Source organism: Rhizobium sp. BK376 (assembly GCF_004341625.1).
GTDB lineage: Bacteria > Pseudomonadota > Alphaproteobacteria > Rhizobiales > Rhizobiaceae > Rhizobium.
On sequence record NZ_SLZG01000002.1, the window covers coordinates 53138 to 77674 of the forward strand.

23 protein-coding genes and 2 pseudogenes are annotated in these 24537 nt (G+C 60.2%); 16 read left to right on the forward strand and 9 right to left on the reverse strand.

All coding sequences use genetic code 11. The annotated features are described in order from the left end of the window. Nucleotides 1-61: 61 nt before the first annotated feature. Entirely contained in the window at nt 62-988 is a 927-nt protein-coding gene (locus EV561_RS04790; protein WP_132518206.1) for a LysR substrate-binding domain-containing protein, read from the forward strand. On the opposite strand, the gene EV561_RS04795 is transcribed toward EV561_RS04790, so the two are convergent. Continuing rightward, on the reverse strand, nt 985-1836 hold the full coding sequence (locus EV561_RS04795; protein WP_132518208.1) for a helix-turn-helix transcriptional regulator: 852 nt from the start codon (nt 1834-1836) through the stop codon (nt 985-987). The genes EV561_RS04790 and EV561_RS04795 overlap by 4 nt on opposite strands. 104 nt (nt 1837-1940) lie before the next feature. On the opposite strand from EV561_RS04795, the gene EV561_RS04800 reads away from it, so the two are divergent. After that, nucleotides 1941-2774, forward strand: coding sequence for an SDR family NAD(P)-dependent oxidoreductase (locus tag EV561_RS04800; RefSeq protein WP_132518210.1), 834 nt, complete (start codon nt 1941-1943; stop codon nt 2772-2774). A gap of 49 nt (nt 2775-2823) precedes the next feature. After that, entirely contained in the window at nt 2824-3546 is a 723-nt protein-coding gene (locus EV561_RS04805) for an SDR family oxidoreductase (RefSeq protein ID WP_132518212.1), read from the forward strand. On the opposite strand, the gene EV561_RS04810 is transcribed toward EV561_RS04805, so the two are convergent. The 6 genes from EV561_RS04810 to EV561_RS04835 form a co-directional block, all read right to left on the reverse strand. Beyond that, on the reverse strand, nt 3543-4577 hold the full coding sequence (locus tag EV561_RS04810; RefSeq protein ID WP_132518214.1) for an alpha/beta hydrolase: 1035 nt from the start codon (nt 4575-4577) through the stop codon (nt 3543-3545). The two genes, EV561_RS04805 and EV561_RS04810, sit on opposite strands and share 4 nt — an antisense overlap. Nucleotides 4578-4652: 75 nt before the next feature. Continuing rightward, nucleotides 4653-5270, reverse strand: a complete 618-nt coding sequence (locus tag EV561_RS04815) for a tetratricopeptide repeat protein (protein WP_132518216.1) — start codon at nt 5268-5270, stop codon at nt 4653-4655. A gap of 122 nt (nt 5271-5392) precedes the next feature. Further along, nucleotides 5393-5518: a type B 50S ribosomal protein L36 gene (gene ykgO, locus EV561_RS04820; protein WP_003582204.1), complete on the reverse strand. Its 126-nt coding sequence runs from the start codon at nt 5516-5518 to the stop codon at nt 5393-5395. 169 nt (nt 5519-5687) lie between these two features. Then, nucleotides 5688-6743 carry a 5-(carboxyamino)imidazole ribonucleotide synthase gene (locus EV561_RS04825; RefSeq protein WP_132518218.1) on the reverse strand — a complete coding sequence of 352 codons (1056 nt, stop codon included), beginning with the start codon at nt 6741-6743 and terminating at the stop codon, nt 5688-5690. Then, a complete protein-coding gene (gene purE / locus EV561_RS04830) occupies nt 6740-7234 on the reverse strand; it encodes a 5-(carboxyamino)imidazole ribonucleotide mutase (protein WP_132518220.1) in 495 nt (164 codons plus the stop codon). The genes EV561_RS04825 and purE overlap by 4 nt, the downstream gene beginning before the upstream one ends. 15 nt (nt 7235-7249) lie before the next feature. Beyond that, nucleotides 7250-7453, reverse strand: a complete 204-nt coding sequence (locus tag EV561_RS04835) for a DUF465 domain-containing protein (RefSeq protein ID WP_132518222.1) — start codon at nt 7451-7453, stop codon at nt 7250-7252. 230 nt (nt 7454-7683) lie between these two features. On the opposite strand from EV561_RS04835, the gene EV561_RS04840 reads away from it, so the two are divergent. Next, nucleotides 7684-7857 (forward strand): DUF465 domain-containing protein, encoded by a 174-nt coding sequence (locus EV561_RS04840; RefSeq protein WP_132518224.1) that lies wholly within the window; start codon nt 7684-7686, stop codon nt 7855-7857. A gap of 198 nt (nt 7858-8055) precedes the next feature. Here the strand turns inward: EV561_RS04840 and EV561_RS04845 are convergent, their stop codons facing one another. After that, entirely contained in the window at nt 8056-8316 is a 261-nt protein-coding gene (locus EV561_RS04845) for a metalloregulator ArsR/SmtB family transcription factor (RefSeq protein WP_132518226.1), read from the reverse strand. A 284-nt stretch (nt 8317-8600) separates the two neighbouring features. Here EV561_RS04845 and EV561_RS04850 point away from each other — a divergent pair, with 284 nt between their 5' ends. Both EV561_RS04850 and EV561_RS04855 read left to right on the forward strand, forming a co-directional pair. After that, complete coding sequence (locus tag EV561_RS04850; protein WP_132518228.1) at nt 8601-9254, forward strand: thiamine phosphate synthase; 654 nt, start codon at nt 8601-8603, stop codon at nt 9252-9254. 9 nt (nt 9255-9263) lie between these two features. Next, a complete protein-coding gene (locus tag EV561_RS04855) occupies nt 9264-10415 on the forward strand; it encodes a tetratricopeptide repeat protein (RefSeq protein ID WP_132518230.1) in 1152 nt (383 codons plus the stop codon). 40 nt (nt 10416-10455) lie between these two features. Here EV561_RS04855 and EV561_RS04860 read toward each other — a convergent pair whose 3' ends face one another. Beyond that, complete coding sequence (locus tag EV561_RS04860; RefSeq protein WP_132518232.1) at nt 10456-12198, reverse strand: chemotaxis protein; 1743 nt, start codon at nt 12196-12198, stop codon at nt 10456-10458. A 358-nt stretch (nt 12199-12556) separates the two neighbouring features. Here EV561_RS04860 and EV561_RS04865 point away from each other — a divergent pair, with 358 nt between their 5' ends. The 10 genes and pseudogenes from EV561_RS04865 to EV561_RS04905 all read left to right on the forward strand — a co-directional run bounded on the left by EV561_RS04865 (nt 12557) and on the right by EV561_RS04905 (nt 24532). Further along, complete coding sequence (locus EV561_RS04865) at nt 12557-12880, forward strand: STAS domain-containing protein (protein WP_132518234.1); 324 nt, start codon at nt 12557-12559, stop codon at nt 12878-12880. Beyond that, nucleotides 12877-13245 (forward strand): response regulator, encoded by a 369-nt coding sequence (locus EV561_RS04870; RefSeq protein ID WP_132518236.1) that lies wholly within the window; start codon nt 12877-12879, stop codon nt 13243-13245. Before EV561_RS04865 ends, EV561_RS04870 begins: the two co-directional genes overlap by 4 nt. Beyond that, the gene (locus tag EV561_RS04875; protein ID WP_132518238.1) at nt 13242-15296 is read left to right on the forward strand and encodes a chemotaxis protein CheA; all 2055 of its coding nucleotides are present in this window, start codon (nt 13242-13244) and stop codon (nt 15294-15296) included. The genes EV561_RS04870 and EV561_RS04875 overlap by 4 nt, the downstream gene beginning before the upstream one ends. Next, on the forward strand, nt 15293-15793 hold the full coding sequence (locus EV561_RS04880; RefSeq protein WP_132518240.1) for a chemotaxis protein CheW: 501 nt from the start codon (nt 15293-15295) through the stop codon (nt 15791-15793). Before EV561_RS04875 ends, EV561_RS04880 begins: the two co-directional genes overlap by 4 nt. 35 nt (nt 15794-15828) lie before the next feature. Continuing rightward, nucleotides 15829-17538, forward strand: coding sequence for a methyl-accepting chemotaxis protein (locus EV561_RS04885; RefSeq protein ID WP_132518242.1), 1710 nt, complete (start codon nt 15829-15831; stop codon nt 17536-17538). 374 nt (nt 17539-17912) lie between these two features. After that, complete coding sequence (locus EV561_RS04890; RefSeq protein WP_132518244.1) at nt 17913-19949, forward strand: methyl-accepting chemotaxis protein; 2037 nt, start codon at nt 17913-17915, stop codon at nt 19947-19949. A 215-nt stretch (nt 19950-20164) separates the two neighbouring features. Beyond that, nucleotides 20165-22084: a methyl-accepting chemotaxis protein gene (locus tag EV561_RS04895; RefSeq protein WP_132518246.1), complete on the forward strand. Its 1920-nt coding sequence runs from the start codon at nt 20165-20167 to the stop codon at nt 22082-22084. Nucleotides 22085-22211: 127 nt separating this feature from the next. Beyond that, nucleotides 22212-22760 (forward strand): annotated as a pseudogene (locus EV561_RS38530) (MCP four helix bundle domain-containing protein); the annotation flags it as partial. Between the two features lie 48 nt (nt 22761-22808). Further along, nucleotides 22809-24038, forward strand: a pseudogene (locus EV561_RS04900) (methyl-accepting chemotaxis protein); the annotation flags it as partial. Next, on the forward strand, nt 24035-24532 hold the full coding sequence (locus EV561_RS04905) for a chemotaxis protein CheW (protein ID WP_188079871.1): 498 nt from the start codon (nt 24035-24037) through the stop codon (nt 24530-24532). The pseudogene EV561_RS04900 and the gene EV561_RS04905, both read left to right, overlap by 4 nt. The last annotated feature ends 5 nt before the right edge of the window (nt 24533-24537 follow it).

Below are 24537 nucleotides of genomic sequence, written 5' to 3' on the forward strand. Positions count from 1 at the left end.
TAATCATCCGGAAAATCAGATAATATTGGATCGATGATCCCAAAAAATAGGATGATTTCAGATGGCCCGCGTCATCTTCGATCTCGATGTCTTGCGCAGCTTCGTTACCGGTATGGAGCTCGGCAGTTTTGCCAAAGCCGCCGATCGGCTCGGGCGCTCGACGTCAGCCGTCAGCGCGCAGCTTAAGAAATTGGAGGAGCAGGCGGGGACGCCGATCTTCCGCAAGGCCGGGCGCGGCCTGGCGCTGACCGAAGCCGGCGAGACGATGCTTGCCTATGCCCGCCGTCTGCTCGACCTTAACGACGAGGCCGCTGCTGCTGTCCACGGCCTCGAGCTGGAAGGCTGGGTGCGGCTCGGCCTGCAGGAGGATTTCGGCGAGAACCTGCTGCCTGAGGTGCTTGGACGATTCGCTCGGGCGCATCCGAAGGTGAAGATCGAGGCTCGCGTCGTGCGCAATATCGAGCTGGTGGAACGCGTGACCTCGGGACGGCTCGATCTGGCGCTCGCCTGGAGCGACGGCTATCGCTCCGCCCATTGCGACCGCATCGCCGAGGTGCCGATGCGCTGGATCGGCCCGGCGCATGGTGACGTCGGCTGGAATATGCAAAGCGGCGAGCCGATGCCGATGGCTTCGCTGGAAGCGCCCTGCCTGCTGCGGAGTGTTGCGACCAAGGTGCTCGACCATGCCGGCGTTCCCTGGCGGATCTCCTTCGTCAGCCCCAGTCTTGGTGGGCTCTGGGCGGCGACTGCCGCGGGACTTGGTCTGACAGTGCGGACGCCGCTTGGCCTGCCGGACAAGGTCCGTCTTCTCGATCCCGGCGAAGCGGGATTGCCGGCGCTGCCGAAGCTCGATCTGGTGCTGCACCGGGCTGAAGCCGAGCCAAGCCCGGCGACGCAACGGCTGGCCTCGATCGTGTTGCAGACCGTGCGGTCATCGATTGGGGAGCTGGGTCTTCTTCCGACCGAAAGCGTTACCGCTGCCGCTTAGACATTCCGGCGCAGCAGTTCGGTGAGCTTGTCGATCGTTCCGTCTGCCTCGACGGCGGTGTAGACGACAAGCTTCAGGTCCGGACGATCGGTCACGGCGAAGCTCGTATGCTCGAATGACATCAATCCCTGCTGTGGGTGATTAAGTCGCTTGTGGCCGGCGGGGAGCTGCAGCACTTCGTGGCGCGCCCACCAGTCGCGGAATTCGCGGCTGTCGCGTTTCAGCGCTGCGATCAACCGTTCGAAATCCGGATCGCCGGCATAACGGGCATTGTCCGAGCGGAACATGGCCAGCGACATGCGGGCAAGGCCCTCCCAATCGACCAGCAGCTTGCGATGGTCCTTGTTGGTGAAAACGAGGCGCATGATGTTGCGTTCGTCACCTTCCAGCTTGCCGTAATCGCCGAAGAGGGCGACGGCCGCACTGTTCCAGGCAAGCACATCCCAGCGGCGGCCGATGACATAGGCGGGTTGCTGCGTCAGGCTCGCCAGCATGCGCTGAAGGGGCTCGCCGACATGATCGGGATCGGCCATTTTCGGCTCCGGCGGCTGCCGGTCGTTGAGGATGAAGAGATGACGCCGCTCCACCGGGTCCAGCAGCAAGGCGTCCGATAGCGCCGTCAGCACTTCGGGGGAGGGGCGGACGTCGCGACCCTGTTCCAGCCAGGTGTACCAGGTCGTGCCGACGCCGGCGAGCAGCGCGACTTCCTCGCGCCGCAGGCCGGGCGTGCGGCGACGGTAACCTTCCGGCAACCCGACATTGGATGGCGACAGGCGTTCGCGGCGCGAGCGGAGGAAGGCTCCGGCTTCGCGGCGGCGGGCTTCGACGGCAATCTGAAGATCTCTCATCCGCTCATCATATCAGGATTGATACTAGGATAAAACTGGAACTGTTTGGCCTTTTTCAATTGTGCGAACGTCTCCTCATCAGCAGGCAAAACGAGGTGCATCGCATGACGGAAAGACAGAAAATCGTGCTGGTGACAGGTTCGACGGATGGCGTCGGCCGTTACGTCGCCATTCAGCTCGGGCGGGATGGCGCCACTGTGCTGGTGCATGGACGCGACCGGATGCGCGGCGGGGAAGTTGTCGCCGAGATCGAGGCGGCGGGTGGAAGCGCGCAATTCTACGAGGCTGATTTCTCCTCGCTGGATGGCGTGCGCGAATTGGCCAACGCGATCGGCAAGGACCATCAGCGGCTCGACGTACTGGTCAACAATGCCGGGATCGGTACCGGTGGGCTCGACAACAGGCGACAGCTCAGCCGCGACGGGTACGAGCTGCGTTTCGCGGTGAACTACCTGTCCGGTTTTCTCCTGACCTATCTTCTGATGCCGCTGTTGAAGGCAGCGCCCTCCGCGCGGATCGTCAACGTCTCCTCGGCCGGTCAGCAGGCGATCGATTTCGACGATCCGATGCTGACGCGAGGCTATAGCGGCACGCGCGCCTATTGCCAGAGCAAACTCGCGCAGATCCTCTTCACCTTCGATCTTGCGGCCGAGCACGAAGGATTCGGCATCACCGCCAACTGCCTGCATCCGGCGAGCTACATGGACACGACCATGGTTCGTGCCGCCGGGATTTCACCGGCCAGCACGGTGGAGGAGGGCGGCAGGGCGATATTGCAGCTTGCAGCCTCGGCTCAACTGGAAGGCCGAAGCGGGCTCTATTTCGACGGGCTGCGGGCCAGCCGGGCAAACGCGCAGGCCTATGATCTCGCGGCCCGCGATCGTCTGCGTGCACTCAGCCTGGAGCTCTGCGGACTGCCGGCGCGGCCCAGTGCCTGAAGCGCTTTCACTCTCTCATTCATCACAAGTCACGGAAGGAAATCATATTATGTCATCGCAACATGCAGTCATCGTAGGAGGCTCCTCGGGCGTGGGGCTGGCCACCGCGGGTACACTCCTAGCACGCGGATTTCGCGTCACCATCACCGGGCGCGATGCGCAGAAATTGGAAAAGGCCAAGGCATCGCTGAGGGGCGATATTCACGCTCTGGCGATGGATGCGGCCGATGCGGCAAACGTTGCGGAGGGCTTCGCGGCGATCGGTCTCTTCGATCATCTCGTGCTTGCCATGAGCGGCGGAAGGGGCGGTGGTCCCTTCGCCTCGGTGCAGGCAGCCGATATCAGGGCGGCCTTCGATGAGAAGATGTTTCCACATTTTACAACAACGCAGGCGGCGTTGCCGCGGCTTTCGAAGACCGGCAGCATCACCTTCGTCTCGGCTGTTTCGGCGCATGCCGCCTTGCCGGGAACCGCGGGTCTCGGCGCGGTCAATGCGGCGGTGGATGCGCTAGTGCCGATCCTTGCCAATGAACTGAAGCCTCTGCGCGTCAACAGCGTATCCCCAGGCGTTCTGGATACGCCGTGGTGGGATTTTCTGGCCGAGGAACAGAAGACGGCGCTGTTTACCGAATATGCGGCCAAGACGCCGGTCGGCAGGATCGGGCGTCCGGAGGATGTCGCCGAGGCGATCGCCTTCCTGATCGGCAACAGCTTCATGACCGGCCATGTCTTGATCTGCGACGGCGGCGTCCGGCTCGCGATCGCGAGCTAGCCGTTGGGTTCCAGAGCCGGCATTGCCGTCCCTGTCAGGCCGGCAATGCGCGTTTCGGCCTGTCGGCCGATCGCCTGAAGGTCGCGGGGCAGTCCGGCAAGCTTCTCCATCGCTGCGATCGCGACATCATTGGCGACATAGTCGGGCTTGTGGCCGAGATTTCTGATAGTGATGAGTTCGGCGCCGGGAATATCGCGCGCCAGGCCGCGGGAATGCAGCTCTTCGAGCACGACGCCATCACTGTCGCCGGTGATAATGACAGTCGGTGCGGTGATCTCGCGGTAGCGAGGCGATTCGGCGGTCACATAGGCCAGCAGCCGGGCGACATCGACGGCATTGTTGCGGAAGGCATGCGGCCGGAGCACCAGGGCAGGCCCGGTCTTTGCCACATAGTCTTCGGGCCGTGCATTCGGCCTGAAGACGCCAAGCGTGCCGCTTTCAAGCCTTCGCATGCCCATCGGTACGACAAGCGAGCGGGTGAATAGCCAGCCCAGGAAGGGCATTGCCGCGAGCGTATAGTACCAGTCTACGCCGCCGGGCCAGGGATGGGTTGCCGGCGCCAGAAACAGCACGCCGATCGTCCTGTCCGGGTGGCGCAACGCGAAGGCAGCGGCAATGGCTCCGCCGAAGGAGTGGCCGACGATGATGGCCTCGTTGATTCCCCGCTTCTCCATAAGCCTTGCGATCGAATCCGCCTGGCCCGAAGGAACGGCGTTTTCCGGGCCGCCGCGCTCGGAATAGCCGTGGCCCGGGCGGTCGACGAAAAGCATTTCCGCCCGTTGTCGGAGGGGATGGCTGAAAGCTTCGAACTGGTCGCGGAGATTGCCGCTGGCGCCGTGGATGAAGATGAGCGGCGGAAGATCCGCATCGGCCGGCCGTGCCAGATGGACGGCGTTCATGCGGAAGCCGCCGATGTCGGTCAGTTCGCCTATGTTCGGGTAAGTCCGTTCGATCTGCGCAGCATGATAAGCGGAATAGCCGAGACTGGCAGCGATCATCACAAGGAGAACGATGACAAATGTGAGCAGCATGGAGTCCAGGATCAAACTCGGTCAGACATCAGATGCATCGTCGCCAGTCCGACCATCGAAGTGTATTGCTTCAGGCTATGTTCGGCTGCCGGCGAGCTTTTCGGAAAGCGTGTCGACCTGCTGCTGGGCAGCACGGTTGGCGGGAAAGATTTCGAGGAACCGCTCCCAGGCCTTCAATGTCACCTGATCGTTGCCGCTGTCGCCGAGAATCGCGGCCATGCCGGCCAGCGCGCCGAAATGGCGCGGCTCGATGCGCAGCACCTGATCGATGTCTTCCATGGATTTGCGATAGTCGCCCAGCGCGTAATTCAGCGTGGCGCGGCGATTCCAGGCTTCGGCATAATCCGGCTTCAGCGCGATCGCCTGGTCGAGAAAATCATAGGCTGCCGCATTCCGCTTCTCGGCAATCGCCTTGTCGGCCCATTGCATCAGCAGATTGATCGTGGCGCTGCCCGAATCGGCCCATTCCATCCGAATCTGGTCGGCGATGATATTGGCCCGCTCAGGATCGCGCTCGCGCTTCAAGTCGGCGAAAAGCTGGTCTAACCGCTGCTTTGGGGTCGTGTCAGCGCCCTGCTGCTGCTCGGCAGGCTTCGAATCGTCAGCCGCCGCGAAAGAAGGAACGGTGAGACCAACAACGAGAAGAATCGGCAAGGCCGAGCGTGACAAAACATAAAAGCGCATGGCGGTCATAGTAGCCCGCCAGCGCTGAAGATCAAAGCAATTTTGATGTGATCACGGCAAAGCGACCTGTCTCAGGTCGTTCCGCGCGCCGGCTCAAGGCAACGGCGCGGCGGACAAGCGCACGCGAAAAATCAGCCCTGACGAGCCTTGTAGCGCGGGTTCAGCTTGTTGATGATGTAGATGCGGCCCTTGCGGCGAACCAGACGGTTGTCACGGTGGCGAGCCTTGAGCGACTTGAGCGAATTCTTGATCTTCATTTTTCTGATCCGCGATGTTTGGGGGAATGTCACATTCGCCCGTATCTCTATTAAACAATCAAAAGCGCGCTCAGGGCGCGCTCTTTAGGGTGGGGAGCAAATACCCTGTCGCCCTTTGCCTGTCAACCGGTGCGGCGGGGTTTTTCCCCTCCGTACTGGCAGGCATTCCCTAAAGAAGCTGCGTTATATGGCCCATTTTACGGCCGGGACGCGATTCCGTCTTGCCATAGAGATGGACGAGAACGTTGGGGCGCTTCAGCCAATCGGGCACGTCGAGAACGTCGTCGCCGATCAGATTCTGCATGACACAATCCGAGTGCCTAGCGGGATCGCCGAGCGGCAGGCCCGCTATGGCGCGGATATGCTGCTCGAACTGGGAGACGACGCAGGCCGCCTCCGTCCAGTGGCCGGAATTATGGACGCGCGGCGCGATCTCGTTGGCGATCAGGCTGCCGTCGGCAAGGACAAAGAACTCGATCCCGATCACGCCAACATAATTCAGTGCGGCAAGGATCTTCTCGGCGGCCTCACGGGCAGCCTCGGCGGTTTCGTCCGAAATGCGGGCGGGCAGTGTCGAGGTATGAAGGATGCCGTTGCGGTGGACGTTCTCTGCCGGATCGTAACAGGCGACCGTGCCATCGACGCTGCGAGCGGCGATGATCGAAATTTCGCGTTCGAAATCGACGAAGCTTTCCAGGATGAGAGGCACGCCGCCGAGCGCGTCATAGCCGCTCTGTGGATTATCCGCAGGCGAGCGATAGACGCGCTGGCCCTTGCCGTCATAGCCGAAGCGGCAGGTCTTCAGAACGCCTTTGCCGCCGAAATCCCGGAGGGCCGATTCGAGGTCCGCCTGGCTGTCGACCGCGTGGAACCGGGCGGTCTCTATGCCACAGCCGTTGATGAACTGCTTTTCTATCAGCCGGTCCTGCGCCACGTCGAGCGCTTTCGGCGGCGGATAGACCGGTACATCCTTTGCAAGACGCTCCGCTGCAGCAACCGGCACGTTCTCGAATTCGTAGGTGACGAAGTCGCAAAGGCCGGCCAGTTCGGCAAGCCCGGTCGGATCATCGTAAGCCTTGACGATCTGATGATTGGTCAGCTGCGCCGCGGGGCAATCATCCAGGGGTTCCAGGATGACGGTGTGGAAATTCAGACGTGAAGCCGCGATCGCGAGCATGCGGCCGAGCTGGCCACCACCGATAATGCCGATCGTCTGAGACATCACAAATCGTCCATTGGGTATTCGGCAACGGCGGCACTCTGGCGTGCGCGCCACTCGTCGAGCCGCTCGGCCACCTCTTCATCCGAAAGGGCGAGGACGGCTGCTGCAAGCAATGCGGCATTCACGGCTCCCGCCTTGCCGATGGCAAGCGTGCCGACCGGAATGCCGGCTGGCATCTGGACGATCGACAGAAGGCTGTCCTGTCCCGAAAGGGCTTTCGATTGCACGGGAACGCCGAAGACGGGCAGAGGCGTCATCGACGCCGCCATGCCCGGAAGATGGGCAGCACCCCCTGCACCGGCAATGATCACCTTGAAACCCTCGTCGCGCGCACCTTTGGCAAAATTCACCAGGCGGTCGGGTGTACGATGTGCCGAGATGATGCGGGCGTCATAGCTGATTTCCAGCGCTTCCAGCGTGTCTGCGGCATTCTTCATCGTCTCCCAGTCGGATTGACTGCCCATAATGATGGCAACGGGAGGTCTTTCTGTCATCGTGTCGTCTATTCCTCAGGCGATGATATCGGGAATAATCTGGTCTTCCAGCTTGCTCAGCTTGTCCTTGATTACAAGCTTCTTTTTCTTCATGCGCTGAACTCTGAGCGCGTCGCAGCCCGTTTGGATCATGGCGTTGATCGCGGCGTCATAATCTTCGTGCTCTTGGCGCAGGCGCGCTACCAAAAGCCTGACTTCCGCCTGTTCCTGATCGGCCATTTCAAAATCCCCAGTATCGCCGTCGGAATCGTATCTCCCCGGCGCATCAATTGCGCAAGCTCCTATCACCAAATAGTGGTAACGGGAAGTTATCCTTGATCACGAATTTGCCGCGGACAAGTCATGTTTTCGCCTTCGACACACACGGAATATTATGGCACACTAAATAGGTTGACACCTAGAGCCCCAGCGATGGATGGCTGGGGCGGGTAAGAGGAAGGAAGGGTCAAATGACTGTTCAAGCTCATCTTGAATCGCTCCAGAAAAAGCATGTCGCTCTTGAGGAGGAGCTGCATTACGCAATGACGTCTCCCTCTATGAATGATCGTGACATTGCAGAAATCAAACGTAGAAAGCTCCGTATCAAAGACGAAATCCAACGTCTGAGATCCTCAGTTCATTGATGACTGAACATGTCGAGGTCGCCGCATATTGGAGTTGTGACAGGGTGAAGTGAACTTCGAAGTTCCAAAATTCCATCCGAATGCGATGATCCGAAAAAAGAATTGATGCGCCAGCTTCTATAAGTGCGGAGTGAAGTTGGCGCCATCCTCGGTAAGGCAAAGCTTAAAGCCGGTCCGCAGCCCCCACATAATTCCGGCTTAACCCCAGAACTGATCCAGCCACAAATTCAGCTTGTCGAAGCCCCGGCTATTGACCGCATAGATGCGCTTGGTCCCATCAGAGGTCACCGAAACAAGATTGCTGTCGAGCAGCGCCTTGAGATGCTGGGATACGGCCGGGCGGCTGATCGGAAGGCCCTGCGCAAGCTCGTTCACCGTTTTGGGTGCCCGCCGCAGTTCCTCAAGCAGATAGCGCCGGTTCCGGTCGGCGATCGCGGCGAAGGGATCCATGTTCGACATGCCGAAAAGCTACGTCAAACGCCTGTAGGCGGCAAGTCAATTGTGCTGCGCAAAGGTAGTAGAGCACTATCAGTTCGAGGGTTCCGATCCGCCTGAGTTGTAGAAATTATCATCCATCCGGAGGTTATTCACTGCCTTTGCTTCGTTGCGGCGTTCGGTGGGGTAAAACCAGGCCTTGTTTTCACGACATCCTCTTGTCAGCCCGGCCCAACGGATTTACTCACACTGGATCGTTAGCGGCATGGTCCTATATGGCTGACCAGGCGCCCAATATGGAAGCTCGCATGACCGGACCGGAAAACCGCTGCCGCCTCGTTCTCATCGTCCCCGACATGGCGGACGCCAGCGAGCAGGCGACTATCGTTGCCGATGCGCTGAGGGGCGGGGATGTCGCCTCCGTCATCATTCCTCAATATGGTCTCGACGATGGAACCTTCCAGAAACATGCCGAGAAACTGGTGCCCGTGGTGCAGGCAGCGGGTGCGGCAGCCCTGATTGCCGGCGACACCCGCGTTGCGGGCCGCGCCAAGGCGGACGGATTGCACGTGACCGGCAGCCCTTCCGAACTCGAAGAGGCGATCGAGAAATTCGTGCCGAAGCTGATCGTCGGCGGTGGCAATGCGACGGACAGGCACCATGCGCTTGAAGTCGGTGAGTTGCGCCCCGACTACGTCTTCTTCGGCAAGCTAGACGGCGACATCAAGCCGGAGGCGCATCCGAAGAACGTGGCGCTCGGCGAATGGTGGGCTTCGATGATCGAGATCCCCTGCATCGTGATGGGCGGCACCGATCCGGCCTCGGTGCTGGATGTTGCGGCCGCGGGCGTGGAGTTCGTGGCGCTGCGTCTTGCGGTATTTTCCGATCCGGCGGGCGCACCTTCGATCGTTGCGCAGGTGAATGCGCTTCTTGACGAAAAAGCGCCACGGTTTGAAGATTGATATCACGGCATGTCGCTCACGCCCCAGCATCGGCTTCGGCCATTTCTTGTCACGCTCGCAGCCTGTCTGACGGCTTTGCCGTTGGTCGCGGCAGCGCAGCAGTCCGATCCCAGTGTCGTTACCCGTCCGCCGGTCGAAAATCCCGGGACATTCAAGAACGAGCGCGTCGAGCCATCCAATGAACCGAATGCGCAGCCTTCCCAGGGGGGCGACAAGCCGGCAGCGTCGGCAGGCGCCAATGACGTCAAGCCTTCCGAAGGCATCGGCATTTTCGACCGCATGGGCGCCAAGCTCCCCGATCTGCCGCCGGAAAAAACCTATAAGGGACCGGTCGACGACGCCTATGGTGCGTTTCAGCGCGGCTATTACCTGACGGCCTTCCAAAAGGCGTTGCCGCGCGCCCAGCTCGGTGATCCGGCAGCCCAGACGCTGATCGCCGAATTGATGTCGCAAGGCCTCGGCGTCAAGCGGGACACGAAGAATGCCGCCTTCTGGTATGGCAAGGCGGCCGAGGGTGGCGATGCCAGCTCGATGTTCAAGTATGCGCTTATCCTGATGGAAGGTCAGGACGTGCCGCGCGATCGCAAGAAGGCCGACGAGTGGATGAAGAAGGCGGCCGATGCCGGACAGGCTTCCGCCGAATTCAACTGGGCGCAGAGCCTGACGGCCGACAATCCCGGTCTCAAGGGTCTTCAGCTTGCGCTGCCTTATTACGAGAAGTCGGCGGCGCAGGGGATCGCAGATGCGGAATATGCAGTCTCGCAGCTTTACATGAGCCTTCCCGATATCTCGCCGGAGAAAAAGAGCGAGGCGCGCATATGGCTACTACGCGCAGCCAATGCGGGTTACGATACGGCCCAGCTCGATATGGGCGTCTGGCTGATCAACGGAACCGGCGGCAAGCCTGATCTCGAAGCGGGCTTCACCTGGATGAAGATCGCGGCCTATCGCGGCAATGTGGCCGCGCAGAACAAGCTCTCCCATCTCTATATCAATGCGATCGGCACGAAGCAGGATCCGATCGCAGCGGCCACTTGGTACGTCATCTCCCGCCGCGCCGGGTTCAAGGACCCGGAGCTCGAGGATTTCTATCTCGGTATCGAGGACGATCAGCAAAAGGCGGCGATCGACGCCGCCAACAAGTTCCATCCAGCAAAGTAAGGTCGGGCCGGGGACACGAATTTCGGTCCCGGGCCCAATCTTAGAACAGCGCGTCGGCGAAAAGGTCTTCGTCGTCTTTCTTTTCGGTTTCGACGAGAGTGAGGACCGGGGCGCCGTTTGCGGCCGGGATGACGTCGCGGTGGACGACGCGTTCCTGCGACATCGTATAGACCTTGAAGATGCGCTCGCTCAGCGGCGCAATGACTTCTTCGAGATCGGATATGTCGGCAATGTAGTCGCCGGCCATCTCGCTCAGGGTGTCGGCACAGCTGCTCAGAACCTCGCCGAGATCGTGCTGGAAGTCGAGCTTGCTGATCGACAGCGTAATCTTGCTTGCGACCTCGCGGCCGTGCTCCGATAGCGTGGCCAGTTCGCCTTCCATGACGTTTGCGGCGGAACGCAGGTTCTCGACAGCTCCGCTCAGGCGTTCGTCGAGGCGACGGCCGCCAGCCTCCTGGCCGGAGGCGATGTTTGACGCCGCGCCTTCAAGGCCGGTCAGGCCGGTGACGATGTGGTCGGCGGATTCATCGAGCTTGGCTGCAAAGATGCGAAGCTCGGCCGTCACGACGTTAATCGAGCGGCCTTCTTCGCCCATGCGGCTGCAGCGCAGGTTGGTGTTCAGCGCCATATAATGGATGTCGGTCTTGACGGCGCGGATGGTCTCGATGCGCTGAAGCAAGTTCGATGCGGTTCCGAGCGTCGACTGGCTGATCTTGTCGGCCTGAAGGCGTGCGGTTTCGACCTGACGGACGATGCCGAGGGCCGTCGAGACGCTCGCCTCCAGTTCGCGCATGAAATTGCCGTCGGCGCTGTCGCCCTGACCCTGCATTTCATCGCGAAGATCGAGAATGCCCTGCGTGTCGCCGCCGAAGCTCGCAATCGTCTTGACGACGCTGCTGGAGTCCCGCTGAAAATCCGCGACCATGTCGCGCATCTGCGCTGCGGTCAGGTGGTGAATGACGTTCTCGATACGCTCGCGCGCATCGGCATTGAGTGCCCGGCCTTCATCGCTGGCGAAGAAGTCCTCCAGGAAAGCGAAGGAGCTCTGTACGTGCTCGATGCGCTGGCGGGTAATGTCGCCGATCTGCAGGGCCGAAAGAGTGGAAGCGACCTTGCCCTGCACACCGCGGGCAATCGCGCCAACCTGGCTTGCAATCCTTGCCAGTTCCTTGCGGTGGCCGGAGATGGTCTGAACATCTCTTTGAAGTGCTTCGACGACCTTGGGGACCGTAGTGTCATAGGCCTTGGCCGTCGTCGAGCCGAAGCTCATTGCGACCTTCAGGTCTTTTTCAAGCGCATTCAGCTGTGCTGCGAAATCGTTGACTTCGGTCGTGCCGGAGTGGATGCGCTCCAGGATTTCTTCCGCGAAACCGGCAAATTCGGCAATGCCCGCACCGGTTATCTTTACGGTAACAGCGAAGGTGCGGAGGTAGCGCATCGTCTCCTGCATGTCGGTCACATGCGTGCGCAGTTTGGTACCGGCCTCGGAGAGCACACCAAAATTCTGCTGCCGCTTGGCTTCCATAGCAGGGAGGTCGAGCAGGCTCCTGATCGTCTGGGCAAGATCCGCTGCCGTATCGCTCGCGCCGTCGCTGTCGAGCGCCTTGGTCAGCCGGTCGAGGGAGTTCAGGAGCTGGTTCAGGACTTCCATGACGGAAAGCAGAACGGCGCCGCCGTCGAGAAAGCGCTTTTCGACCTGGCTGCGTGCTGATTCAAGGGTACGGCTTATGTCGATATTGGGTTTTGGTGCCGCCTGATACGCGAGTGCTGTTCCACTTGTCATTGTTATCTCTTTACTTTGTGAAAGGCCCTGTTTGACTCGGAACCTAACGCATAGATGGAAAATTCCGGTAAATTCCCCAGACTCGCGGACGTTGTATCGTGGTTAACGCAAGCCACAGTTAATAAGGGGCTAAGCGACTATTATCATTTCTAGGAATCGGAAATTATGCGTTTGAAAAACAACGTATTTTTCTAACTCATGTCGGGGCTCTACTATTTATATCGGGTAAAAAATAATCCCTCCGAGACTCGCGGGAATTGCAATTCCTGCAACCAGCATTTACGCGCTATTAAGGCTGACATGAGATTCCTAGATATGTTCCTCAAGTATTTATTTTGCCGGAAGGGGCAGTAATAGGATGGACTCTGCGTATTCTGAAGCTATTTCTATGCCTAATTCTTTGTTGATCAGGAATATTTCCGATCTGCACTCTACTATTACTGCGCAAATTCAAGGCGGAAAATCGATCGTCCTCGAAATCCCGCCGGACGCTGAGGCCGATCTCAGCTTCGTTCAACTGGTGGAGTCGGCGCGCATACACGCGAAGTCGTCCGGAAAATCCCTCCGTCTTTCTTTGCCCGCCAGCGGATCTGTTCTGAAAGTACTGCAACGGGGTGGGTTCATCGATGCTTTCTCGGTGGAGGACGCCCAATTCTGGTTACATAACGAGGTACATCAATGAGTGCGAAGATCCTGACGGTCGATGATTCCGCGAGCATCCGTCTTACAACCAAGATGACGCTGACCAATGCCGGCTACGATGTCACCGAAGCCGTGCACGGTGCGGAAGGCCTGGAAAAGGCGAAGGCCGGCCATTTCGATCTGATCGTGACCGACCTCAACATGCCGATTATGGACGGTCTGACGATGATCGAAGAGCTGCGCAAGCTGCCGGCCCATATGGGCGTACCGATCATCTTCCTGACCACTGAATCCGACGCGGACCTGAAGGCGCGCGCCAAGGCTGCAGGCGCCACCGGCTGGCTGACCAAGCCGTTCGATCCCGAAAATCTCGTCAAAATCGTGAAGAAGGTGCTGGGAAGATGAGTTCGCCTGATCCGATTGCAGTATTCCGTACAGAGGCTGCCGAATGCCTGGAGCAGATCGAAGCCGGCCTTCTCGACCTGACGCATCGCCTTGACGACAAGGCTCTGATCGACGCGGTGTTTCGCGGCCTTCATACGCTCAAGGGCTCCGGCGCAATGTTCGGCTTCGACGCGCTGGCCGCCTTCACCCACCATTGCGAAACTGCCTTCGATCGCGTCCGCAAGGGCGAAGTACCGGCAACGAGCGAACTGGTCGCCGCCGTCCTGAACGCGCAGGATCATATGCGTGCCCTGGTCGACGATCCGACCGGCGATCACGGCGCGACGAGCGAGCGCCTTCTGGCTCAGCTTCATGCTGCAGTCGGCGCCAAGGGCGAGGCTGCAAAGCCTGCACAAGCCGCCGCCGCCGTTGAGGCGGCTCCTGCCGCGCCGGCGAGCAAGGCCAAGACCTTCCGCATTCATTTCAGCCTGCCGCAGAATGCCATGATCAACGGCACCAATCCGCTGGGCCTTCTCGACGAACTGCGCGAGCTTGGCGATTGCCGGATCCTTGCAAACACATCGGCCGTTCCGTCGATCGATGCGCTCGTTCCGACCGAGCTGCACATTACCTGGGATGTCACCCTTACGACCGAGCAGCCACGCTCGGCAATCGACGATGTTTTCATCTTCGTCATGGATGACATGGTGCTTGAGGTCGAAGAAGTCGGCGCTGCAGCCGCTGCTCCGGCCGAGGTCAAGGTTGCCGCCCCCGCTGTGGTCGCCCCCGTCGCGGCGCCCGCTGCCCCGGCACCGGTCGTCGAGATCGCGCAGGTCAAGCGCGAGGCTGCACCGACGCAGCAGGCGCCCGCAGCCGCGGACAACCGCCAGGCAAAGGCGGCAGAGAGCGTGCGCGTTCCCGCCGAACGTCTCGACGAACTGATGGACCGCGTCGGCGAGCTTGTCATTGCGCAATCGCGCCTCAGCCAGCTTGCAAGCTCCAGCAGCGACATTGCGCTCCGTTCGGTCTCAGAAGAAATCGAGCGCCTCTCCGGCGAACTTCGCGACACGATGATGGTGCTGCGGATGGTGCCGGTCGCAACTCTTTTCGGTCGCTTTCGCCGCCTCGTTCACGATCTCGCCCGCGAAACGGGCAAGGTTATCGAGCTGGTGACGGAAGGCGAGACAACGGAAGTCGACAAGACAGTTATCGAACGGCTTGCCGATCCGCTCGTCCATCTGGTTCGCAATTCCATCGACCACGGCCTCGAGCCGCCGGAAGAGCGCCTTGCTGCCGGCAAGACGGAGGCCGGAACGGTCACCCTGTCGGCGCGCCAGGCAGGTGGCGAAGTCATCATCTCGATCAAGGACGACGGCCGCGGCATCAACCGGGACCGTGTCCGCGCCAAGGCGGAATCGTCCGGCCTGATCCAGCCCGGCCAGCAGCTCACCGACTCCGAGCTGCTGCAGCTGATCTTTGCTCCGGGCTTCTCGACGGCTGCCACGATCACCAATCTTTCGGGCCGTGGAGTCGGGATGGATGTGGTCAAGAAGACGGTCGAGGCCCTGCGCGGCGCGATCGACATCACCAGCCATAACGGCGAAGGCTCGGACGTTTCCCTGCGCATCCCGCTGACGCTTGCCATTATCGACGGCCTGCTCGTCCGTGTGGGAGCGGGAAGCTATGTCATTCCGCTTTCGGCGGTCGAGGAATGCCTCGAACTGTCGCTGGAGGAAGATCTTCGTTCGCGCGGCCGCAGCTTCATCTCGCTGCGCGACAGCCTTGTGCCCTTCCTGCGGCTGCGGGAAGTGTTCCGCACCGGCACCAAGCCGGACATCCATCAGAAGGTGGTCGTGATTTCGACCGGCACCGAGCGTGTCGGCCTGGTCGTCGACCAGATCATCGGCGATCACCAGACCGTCATCAAATCCATGTCGAAGCTGCATAGCGACGTTGCCCATTTCTCCGGTGCAACGATCCTCGGCGACGGTAGCGTCGCGCTGATCCTCGACGTGACCCATCTGGTCAGTGCCGGCCAGCAACAGGAGGCGCAATTGCGCGCAGTAGGATGAGCGAAGCAGCCCTGAAGATCGACAATCACTGGAACGATGCCGAGGAGATGGAGGTCCTGACCTTCGATCTCAACGGTGAAACCTTCGCTCTCGAGGCGGTCATGGTTCAGGAAATCCTGGATCTGCTTCCGGAAACCGCCGTTCCCGGCAGCCAGCCCTTCGTGGGCAGCGTCATCAACTTCCGCGGCAAGGTCATACCCCTTGCCGATCTGCGCCTCGCTTTTGGAATGGAAGCAGCAGAGGCAACCATCGATAGCCGCATCATCGTTATCGAACTTGACCTGCAGGATGAGCCCACGCTGGTGGGTCTGCGGACTGACAAGGTGAATGAAGTCACCACCCTTGCAAAAGCTTCTAGCGAAGCACCGCCGAGCGTGGGGATGCGTTGGCGTCCCGACTACATCAACTGCCTGGTCAAGCGCGGAGGAGAATTCATCATTCTTCCGAATCTCCAGGCAATTTTCGCAGCCAGACATGACAAGGCGGCTTCCGCCTAGCGTCTTCGGCCGCTTACTTCAGAGGGGACATACCGATGCGTTTAACAATTAAAGCCAAGCTGGTGGGGGCATTCACCTTCATCATTCTTATGCTCATAGGTACCGCGGGATATGCGGTCATGAGCCTCAGTTCTTTTAATGATACTATTAGCAATGTTCTAGAAGGTCCCGCAGCTCGCCTCGAGCTGACACAGGAAGTCAATATCGCGGTGCTGGAAGCTATCCGCGAACAGAAGAGCTTGCTGTCTGCCCGCAGCGATGACGACACGAAGAACGCTATCCAGCGTGGTGACGAGGCGCGCGGAGATATCGCAACAGCACTCGCCGGCCTCGACAAGGTCGCTACAGCAGAAAACGGTGCCCAGCTGACCGCGCTGAAGTCGATCATCGACCGCTTCGAGAAAGCAGATGACGAGATCAGGGATTATATAAAGGCAGGCAACAAGGACAAGGCTGCCGATGTTTCGTCGACAGACGGTAAGGCTGCCAACAATGATCTCGACACCAATATCGACAATATGTTGAAGGTCGAAAAGCAGGCGATGAAGGCAGCGGATGACGACGCCGACGTGCAGTTCGCCAACATTCGCAACATGATGATCGGGATTACCGCCGCCGCGCTGCTGATCGCTGCTATTACCGCTTTCTGGATCGCAAGCTCGATCAGCAAGGGCCTCAGCCGCGCCAACACCGTTGTTCGTGAAGTCTCCGAAGGCGATCTGACGAAGACGGCAGAGGTCACGAACCGCGACGAAATCGGCGAGCTGCTTGGCAACGTCAATGTCATGATCGAACGTCTCCGCGGCGTCGTCGGCGATGCGCTTTCCGCTGCAGACAATGTTTCGTCGGGCAGCCAGGAACTTTCGGCCAGCTCTGAGCAGGTCTCGCAGGGCGCGACCGAGCAGGCAGCATCTGCAGAAGAGGCTTCTGCTTCGATGGAGCAGATGGCGGCCAACATCAAGCAGAATGCCGACAACGCTGCCCAGACGGAAAAGATCGCCCGTCAGTCGGCCAAGGATGCCGAGGCTTCCGGTGAAGCGGTGACCCGTGCTGTCGGAGCCATGCGCACGATCGCCGAGAAGATCGGCATCGTCCAGGAGATCGCCCGCCAGACCGATCTTCTCGCTCTGAACGCAGCCGTCGAAGCAGCTCGTGCCGGCGAACACGGCAAGGGCTTTGCGGTCGTTGCGTCAGAAGTCCGCAAGCTCGCCGAGCGGTCGCAGTCGGCGGCTGCCGAGATCAGCTCGATGTCGGGTGACACCGTCAAGGCAGCCGCTGAAGCCGGTGACATGCTCGGCCGCCTTGTGCCCGACATTCGCAAGACCGCCGAGCTGGTTTCCGAGATCAGCGCCGCCTGCCGTGAGCAGGATATCGGTGCGGCCCAGATCAACGAGGCAATCCAGCAGCTCGACAAGGTGACGCAGCAGAATGCCGGCGCTTCCGAGCAAATGTCGGCAACCTCCGAGGAGCTTGCCGCCCAGGCTGAGGAACTGCAGACCTCGATCGCCTTCTTCAAGGTCGATACGGCCGGACACAAGGCTGCTGCCCCAAGGAAGGTGGCGGTCAAGGCAACGACCAAGGTGGTTTCCGCATCACCGACGGCTCGCAAGACAGCCCCCGCGCATGCACCCATCCATGTGGGCAGCAGTGTTGCCGCCCAGCAGGCACGCGCCAAGGGTTTTGCACTCGATCTCTCTATGGGCGGCCCTGACGCCAGCGACGCCGACTTCCGCGAGAGCGCCTGATAAGATCAAGGACGGCCTCGAATAGAGGCCGTCCTTTCGTGCATGCCGGACGCGTGAACGCGTCACGATCAGGGTTCATGAGGAGCCTGGTCCCAAGGTCGATCCGGGCTTTCGCCCTTTGGACGCCGAGTTTCAAAACCCGAACATGACCTGTTTCATTCCCGTCGGGAATAAGTGCCGCTATCGGTGCCTGTTTGAGGCCCCGATTATCCAATCCCCAACGTGTGTATGCGTTGGCGTGAACTGAAAGATGTCTGTCCGCCGGAGAAGTGAATGTCATCGCACATTCGTCGGAAGCCTTTCACCCGCCATGACGCGCTGCTCCCAAGGCTGCGTCAAACATCTGAAATTGCATTTACGTATGGGGTATTAAAATGCGTTTCACCATTAAGCTCAAACTGGCTTTGGCCTTTGGTTTTGTCATTGCGCTTCTGATCGGCAGCGCCGTCTATGGCGTTATCAGCCTCGGCTCGCTGAACGACGCTATCGGCGATCTCATCGCCGGACCTGCGGCCAAGTTGGAGGCTGCGGAAGAACTCAATATCAATATGCTTGAGCTTGTTCGCGACCAGAAGAACATCATCACGGCAAGCAACGCCGACGAGATGGCACAGTATGAGACCTCGGCCGAAGGCAACAAGAACGATGTCAACAAGATCATCACCGACCTGATAGCGGGCAGCACGTCCGACGACGCAAAAAGTCGTTGGCTGCAGTCCAAGGCGCTGATCGACAAATTCATCCAGACGCATGATCGCGTCGTCGGCCTGATGAAGGCTGGCAACGCGGCCGAAGCAGCAGGCCTTTCCAACAAGGACGGCCGACAGATCACAGACGAACTGGACAAGCTGATCGACTCTGCGATCGACAGCAGCAAGGGCAAGATGAAGGACGCGGACGATTCGACCGACGTCCTTTATGCCAATACGCGCCTGCTGATGATCATCACCGCCGCCGTCGCGAGCCTTATCGCCTTCGGCGCCGCGTTGTGGATTGCGCTCGGCATCAGCCGCGGCCTGAACAAGATCAAGATGGTCGCCAATGCGGTTGCCATCGGCGATCTCGAACAGAATGTCGAGATCAAGACCAATGACGAGATCAAGGATCTGGTCGACACGATCAACGTCATGACCGGCAACCTGCGTAACACCGCCAGGATCGCCAATACCATCGCCGAGGGCGACCTCACCGTCATGCCGACACCGCTGTCCGACAAGGATACGCTCGGTTTCGCGATGAAGGGCATGGTGACGAACCTGCGCGCAACATCCGATATCGCGACCCAGATTTCTACCGGCGACCTGTCCGTCACGGTCAAGCCGCTGTCCGACAAGGATACGCTCGGCCTTGCGATGCAGAGCATGGTGACAAACCTGCGGGCAACGTCAGAGGTCGCGAACCAGATCGCCGAGGGCGACCTGACCGTGATGACGAAACCGCTATCCGACAAGGATACGCTCGGCATCGCCCTGGAGCTGATGGTGGAACGCCTTCGCAGCGTTGTCGCCGATGCACTTTCGGCCGCTGACAACGTCTCTGCCGGCAGCCAGGAACTCTCGGCGAGCTCCGAGCAAGTCTCGCAGGGCGCGACCGAACAGGCCGCATCCGCCGAAGAGGCCTCCGCCTCGATGGAAGAGATGGCGGCCAACATCAAGCAGAACGCTGATAACGCGGCCCAGACGGAGAAGATCGCCCGCCAATCCGCCAAGGATGCGGAAGTGTCCGGCGAGACCGTCAATCGCGCGGTCAATGCCATGCGCACGATCGCCGAGAAGATCAGCATCGTTCAGGAAATCGCCCGCCAGACCGACTTGCTCGCTCTGAACGCCGCCGTCGAAGCTGCCCGTGCCGGCGAACACGGTAAGGGCTTTGCCGTCGTCGCTTCCGAAGTGCGCAAGCTTGCGGAGCGCTCGCAGGCCGCGGCGGCTGAAATCAGCTCCATGTCCAGCGACACGCTGAAATCCGCGCAGGAGGCCGGCGACATGCTCGGTCGTCTGGTGCCGGATATCCGCAAGACGGCAGAATTGGTTTCCGAGATCAGTGCGGCCTGCCGCGAGCAGGATATCGGTGCCGGCCAGATCAACGAGGCTATCCAGCAGCTCGACAAGGTGACGCAGCAGAATGCCGGCGCATCCGAACAGATGTCTGCAACGTCAGAAGAGCTCGCTGCCCAGGCGGAAGAACTGCAGGCCTCGATCGCCTTCTTCAAGGTCGAAGTCAGCACTGCGAAACCTGGCCGAGCGCCCGCCGCGAAATCGACCCGCTCGCATCTGACGGCGACAAAGAAGGCGCCTGCTGTCAAGGGCGCCAATACGGTTGCAGGCCAGCAGGCCCGTGCAAAGGGTTTTGCGCTGGACCTCGCAATGGGTGGTCCTGATGCCGCGGACGATGATTTCAAGGAAAGCGCCTAAGGCGCTTTCCACCCATTGGTTCCCCCGACCGTACGGCTCGGGGGAAAGGAATGACCAACGCGTGTATGCGCTGGCGCAGTGATGTTGAGATGTCCGGAAAAAGGGGAGGCGGATGAGCTGATCTCCCCGATTGGTAGGCTCTTTGGGGTGGCGCATTGCTCGAAGGTCGGGCCGCCGTTTGCCTTACCGTTTCTTTTTATCCTAGGGGATTATTCATGCGTTTCACCATTAAATTGAAACTCGGACTTGCATTCGGCGTTATGACGCTGCTGCTCATCGGCATTGCCGTATACGGCAGCATCAGTCTCGGCAATCTCAATGACTCCAGCGGCGCCATGATCGATGGCCCCGTCAAGCGCCTGCAATTGGCTCTGACTGCGAATGTCAACGTGGTCAACGCCATCCGTGCGCAGAAGAATGCGCTGCTGACGAGCGTCCCGTCCGAAACTGCGGCTTTCTACAAGGAGTCGGACGGATACATGCAGGCAGAGGCATCCAATGTCCAGGACGGCCTCGCCATCGCATCTCCTGAGGGAAAGCCTTACTGGGAGAAATTGGTTTCGCTCGGGCAGACCTTCCGTCAGCGTTCGAACGATCTTCAGGCATTGGACGCCAAGGGCGACCAAGCCGGTGCACAAGCTCTGTCGGTGGGTGAACTGCGTGACCTGACCAACCAGATGACGGACGCCGTCAATACCTTGATCCAGGTTCAGCAGAAGGGCCTTGCCACTGCAAACGCGAACAACGACGAGCTTTACGCCAGCACTAAGATGGCGCTGACAATTGCTTCGGTGGTCGCGCTGATCGTTGCTCTGGGTGCCGCATTCTGGATCACGCTTGGTATCAATCGCGGCCTTTCCAAGGTTGCCAGTGTCGCGAAGGCGGTTGCGCTCGGCGATCTGGGCGTGAAGGTCGAGGTCAAGACCAATGACGAGATCAAGGATCTGATCGACACCGTCAACGTTATGACCGCCAACCTTCGCGATACGGCTGCCACCGCTGACCGTATTGCTATCGGTGACCTTTCCGTCATGGCGAAGCCGCTGTCCGATAAGGACGTGCTTGGCATTGCCATGCAGAGCATGATCACCAATCTCCGTCAGACCGCTGAGATCGCCAAGCAGATCTCCGATGGCGATCTGATGGTCTCTCCGAAGCCCATGTCCGACAAGGATGCGTTGGGCCTGGCACTCGAGCAGATGGTCGAACGCCTTCGCGGTGTGGTCGCCGATGCGCTTTCCGCCTCGGAGAACGTCTCTGCGGGCAGCCAGGAGCTTTCGTCCAGCTCAGAACAGGTCTCGCAGGGCGCGACTGAGCAGGCAGCATCGGCCGAAGAGGCTTCGTCCTCGATGGAGCAGATGGCAGCCAACATCAAGCAGAACGCCGACAACGCCGCGCAGACGGAAAAGATTGCCCGCCAATCCGCGAAGGATGCCGAAGCTTCTGGCGAAGCAGTCAGCCGGGCAGTTGGTGCCATGCGCACGATTGCCGAGAAGATCGGCATCGTACAGGAGATCGCTCGCCAGACCGATCTGCTCGCTCTGAACGCAGCCGTCGAAGCCGCTCGTGCAGGCGAACACGGCAAGGGTTTTGCCGTCGTCGCCTCGGAAGTGCGTAAGCTTGCTGAACGCAGCCAGTCCGCCGCCGCAGAGATCAGCTCGATGTCGAGCGATACCGTCAAAGCGGCAGCTGAAGCCGGCGACATGCTTGGCCGTCTGGTCCCTGACATCCGCAAGACAGCTGAACTGGTCTCGGAAATCAGTGCGGCCTGCCGCGAGCAGGATATCGGTGCGGCCCAGATCAATGAGGCCATCCAGCAGCTCGACAAGGTAACGCAGCAGAATGCCGGTGCTTCCGAGCAGATGTCGGCGACTTCTGAAGAGCTTGCTGCGCAGGCGGAGGAACTGCAGGCCTCCATCGCGTTCTTCAAGGTCGATACATCAGGCACCAAGAGCAACCGTGTCGCCGCTGCTGTGGTGAAGACGCGCAAGCCGCTTCCGGCCACTCGCAAACCGCAAATGACCAAGACCGGGGCAACCGTTTCGGCGCAGCAGGCGCGCGCCAAGGGTTTTGCACTCGATCTGTCGATGGGCGGGCCGGATGACGGCGACGCCGACTTCCGCGAGAGCGCGTGACGATCGCTGGTGCGGCACCACAAACGTATCCCGCGGGGGTTCAAACCTGCGGGATGCAAGGAAAATGTCCCTCACGATGGGCATTTCTTAATGAATTCAACAAAATATCTGTAGCGAGGAACAGCCAATGACCACCAGCCGCAAAAAAGGAATTTTCCGTTCCATCGGCGCCAAAATTCTTGCAATCCAGGTTAGCTCCAGCATTGCGATTGCCGGGGTGATCGGTGGTGGCGCCTATTACGGCATGAACGCCATGACCGAGTCGATGAAATCGATCTATGACGACCGGGTCGTTCCGCTGCAGCAGTTGAAGCAGGTCTCGGACGCTTACGCCGTCAGCATCGTTGACACGACACATAAGTTGCATGCGGAGAAACTGGACTGGCAGCAGGCGGCCACCAATATCGAAACCGCGAAGCACGTGATTTCCGACCAATGGTCTGCCTATCTGGCGACCGAACTGACGCCTGAAGAAAGCGCGATCGTCGAAAAGGTAAAGGCCGACATGGCCCAGTCCGACGTAAAGGTCGGCGAGCTGCAGAACATCATTCAGGCCCGCGACGCGACGAGGCTCGATACATTTGCCAAGAACGATCTCTATCCTGCGATCGATCCCACGACGGGTGGTATCAGCAAGCTTACCGAATACCAACTCGAAGCCGCCAAGGAGCTGCGTGAGCAGGGTATAGCGCTGTTCCACTCTCTCATTGAGATGACGATAATTTCGGGTCTTCTGATTACGCTTGCCGCAATCGGTATCGTCGTATTCGTGACCAATGCCATTAAGCGCAATCTCTCTTCGGCCACCGAACTTGCAAACGCCGTAGCGCGAGGTGACGTCTCTGCAACGGCCTCGGTCAATTCGAATGACGAAGTCAAGGATCTCGTCGACGCTCTCAACACCATGACGTCGAACCTCCGCGGCACCGCTGAGATCGCCGACAAGATTGCCAATGGCGATCTGACGGTTTCGCCAAAGCCCATGTCCGACAAGGATACGCTCGGCATCGCCCTGGAGCAGATGGTCGAGCGCCTGCGCGGCGTGGTCGCCGATGCGATCTCTGCCGCCGAGAATGTTTCGGCCGGTAGCCAGGAACTGTCTTCGAGCTCGGAACAGGTGTCGCAGGGCGCGACCGAGCAAGCAGCATCCGCTGAGCAGGCCTCGTCTTCGATGGAAGAGATGGCAGCCAACATCAAGCAGAACGCCGACAATGCAGCACAGACGGAAAAGATCGCCCGCCAGTCTGCAAAGGATGCGGAAGCGTCCGGCGATGCGGTTTCCCGTGCTGTCAGTGCCATGCGCACCATCGCCGAGAAGATCGGCATCGTCCAGGAGATCGCCCGCCAGACCGACCTTCTGGCTCTCAACGCCGCCGTCGAGGCCGCTCGTGCCGGCGAACACGGCAAGGGCTTTGCGGTCGTCGCTTCCGAAGTGCGCAAGCTTGCCGAACGCAGCCAGTCGGCTGCTGCCGAGATCAGCGCCATGTCGGGCGATACCGTCAAGGCTGCCGCCGAAGCCGGCGACATGCTTGGCCGCCTTGTGCCCGACATTCGCAAGACCGCCGAGCTTGTCTCCGAAATCAGCGCCGCCTGCCGCGAGCAGGATATCGGTGCCGCCCAGATCAACGAGGCAATCCAGCAGCTCGACAAGGTGACCCAGCAGAATGCCGGCGCGTCGGAAGAGATGTCGGCTACCTCGGAAGAGCTTGCCGCGCAGGCGGAAGAACTGCAGGCCTCCATCGCCTTCTTCAAGGTCGATACGGCTGGACACAAGGGCGGACGGGCTGCGGCACGCGTGACGGTCAAGGCGCCAGCAGCGCTGGTACGCAAGCCCAAAACCGTGAAGCCTGCCAACACGGTTGCGGCGCAACAGGCACGCGTAAAGGGCTATGCCCTCGATCTCTCCATGGGCGGTCCCGATGATGGCGACGCCGAATTCAAGGAAAGCGCATGATCATGGCGACAACATCAACGGAATCTCAATTCGTTACTTTCAGCCTCGGCGAGGAAGTCTTCGCCGTCCCGGTGGAAGTGGTCCGGGAAATTCTCGACTATGCCGAGGCCTTCAAGATCCCGAACGGCCCTGACTATCTTCTCGGCCTCAGGGACGTCCGCGGCCAGGGCGTGCCGACGATCGACCTGCGGCTGAAGCTCGGCCTGTCGAAGACGGTGCCGACCTCCCATACGCGCGTGCTGGTGCTCGATGTGCCGATCGAAAGCCGCGTGCTGACGCTCGGCCTCGTCGCCGACCGCGTCTTCGAAGTCACGCCGTTCCGCCAGGATCAGATCGAGGCGGCACCCGATATCGGCATTCGCTGGCGCTCGGATTATATCGCCGGCGTGGTGCGCCGCGAGAACGGCTTCGTCGTCATCGTCGATCTCGCGCGGCTGCTGTCGCGCGAAGACACCATGGCGCTTGATCCGCGCGCTGCAGGACATGCTGCATAATCTGG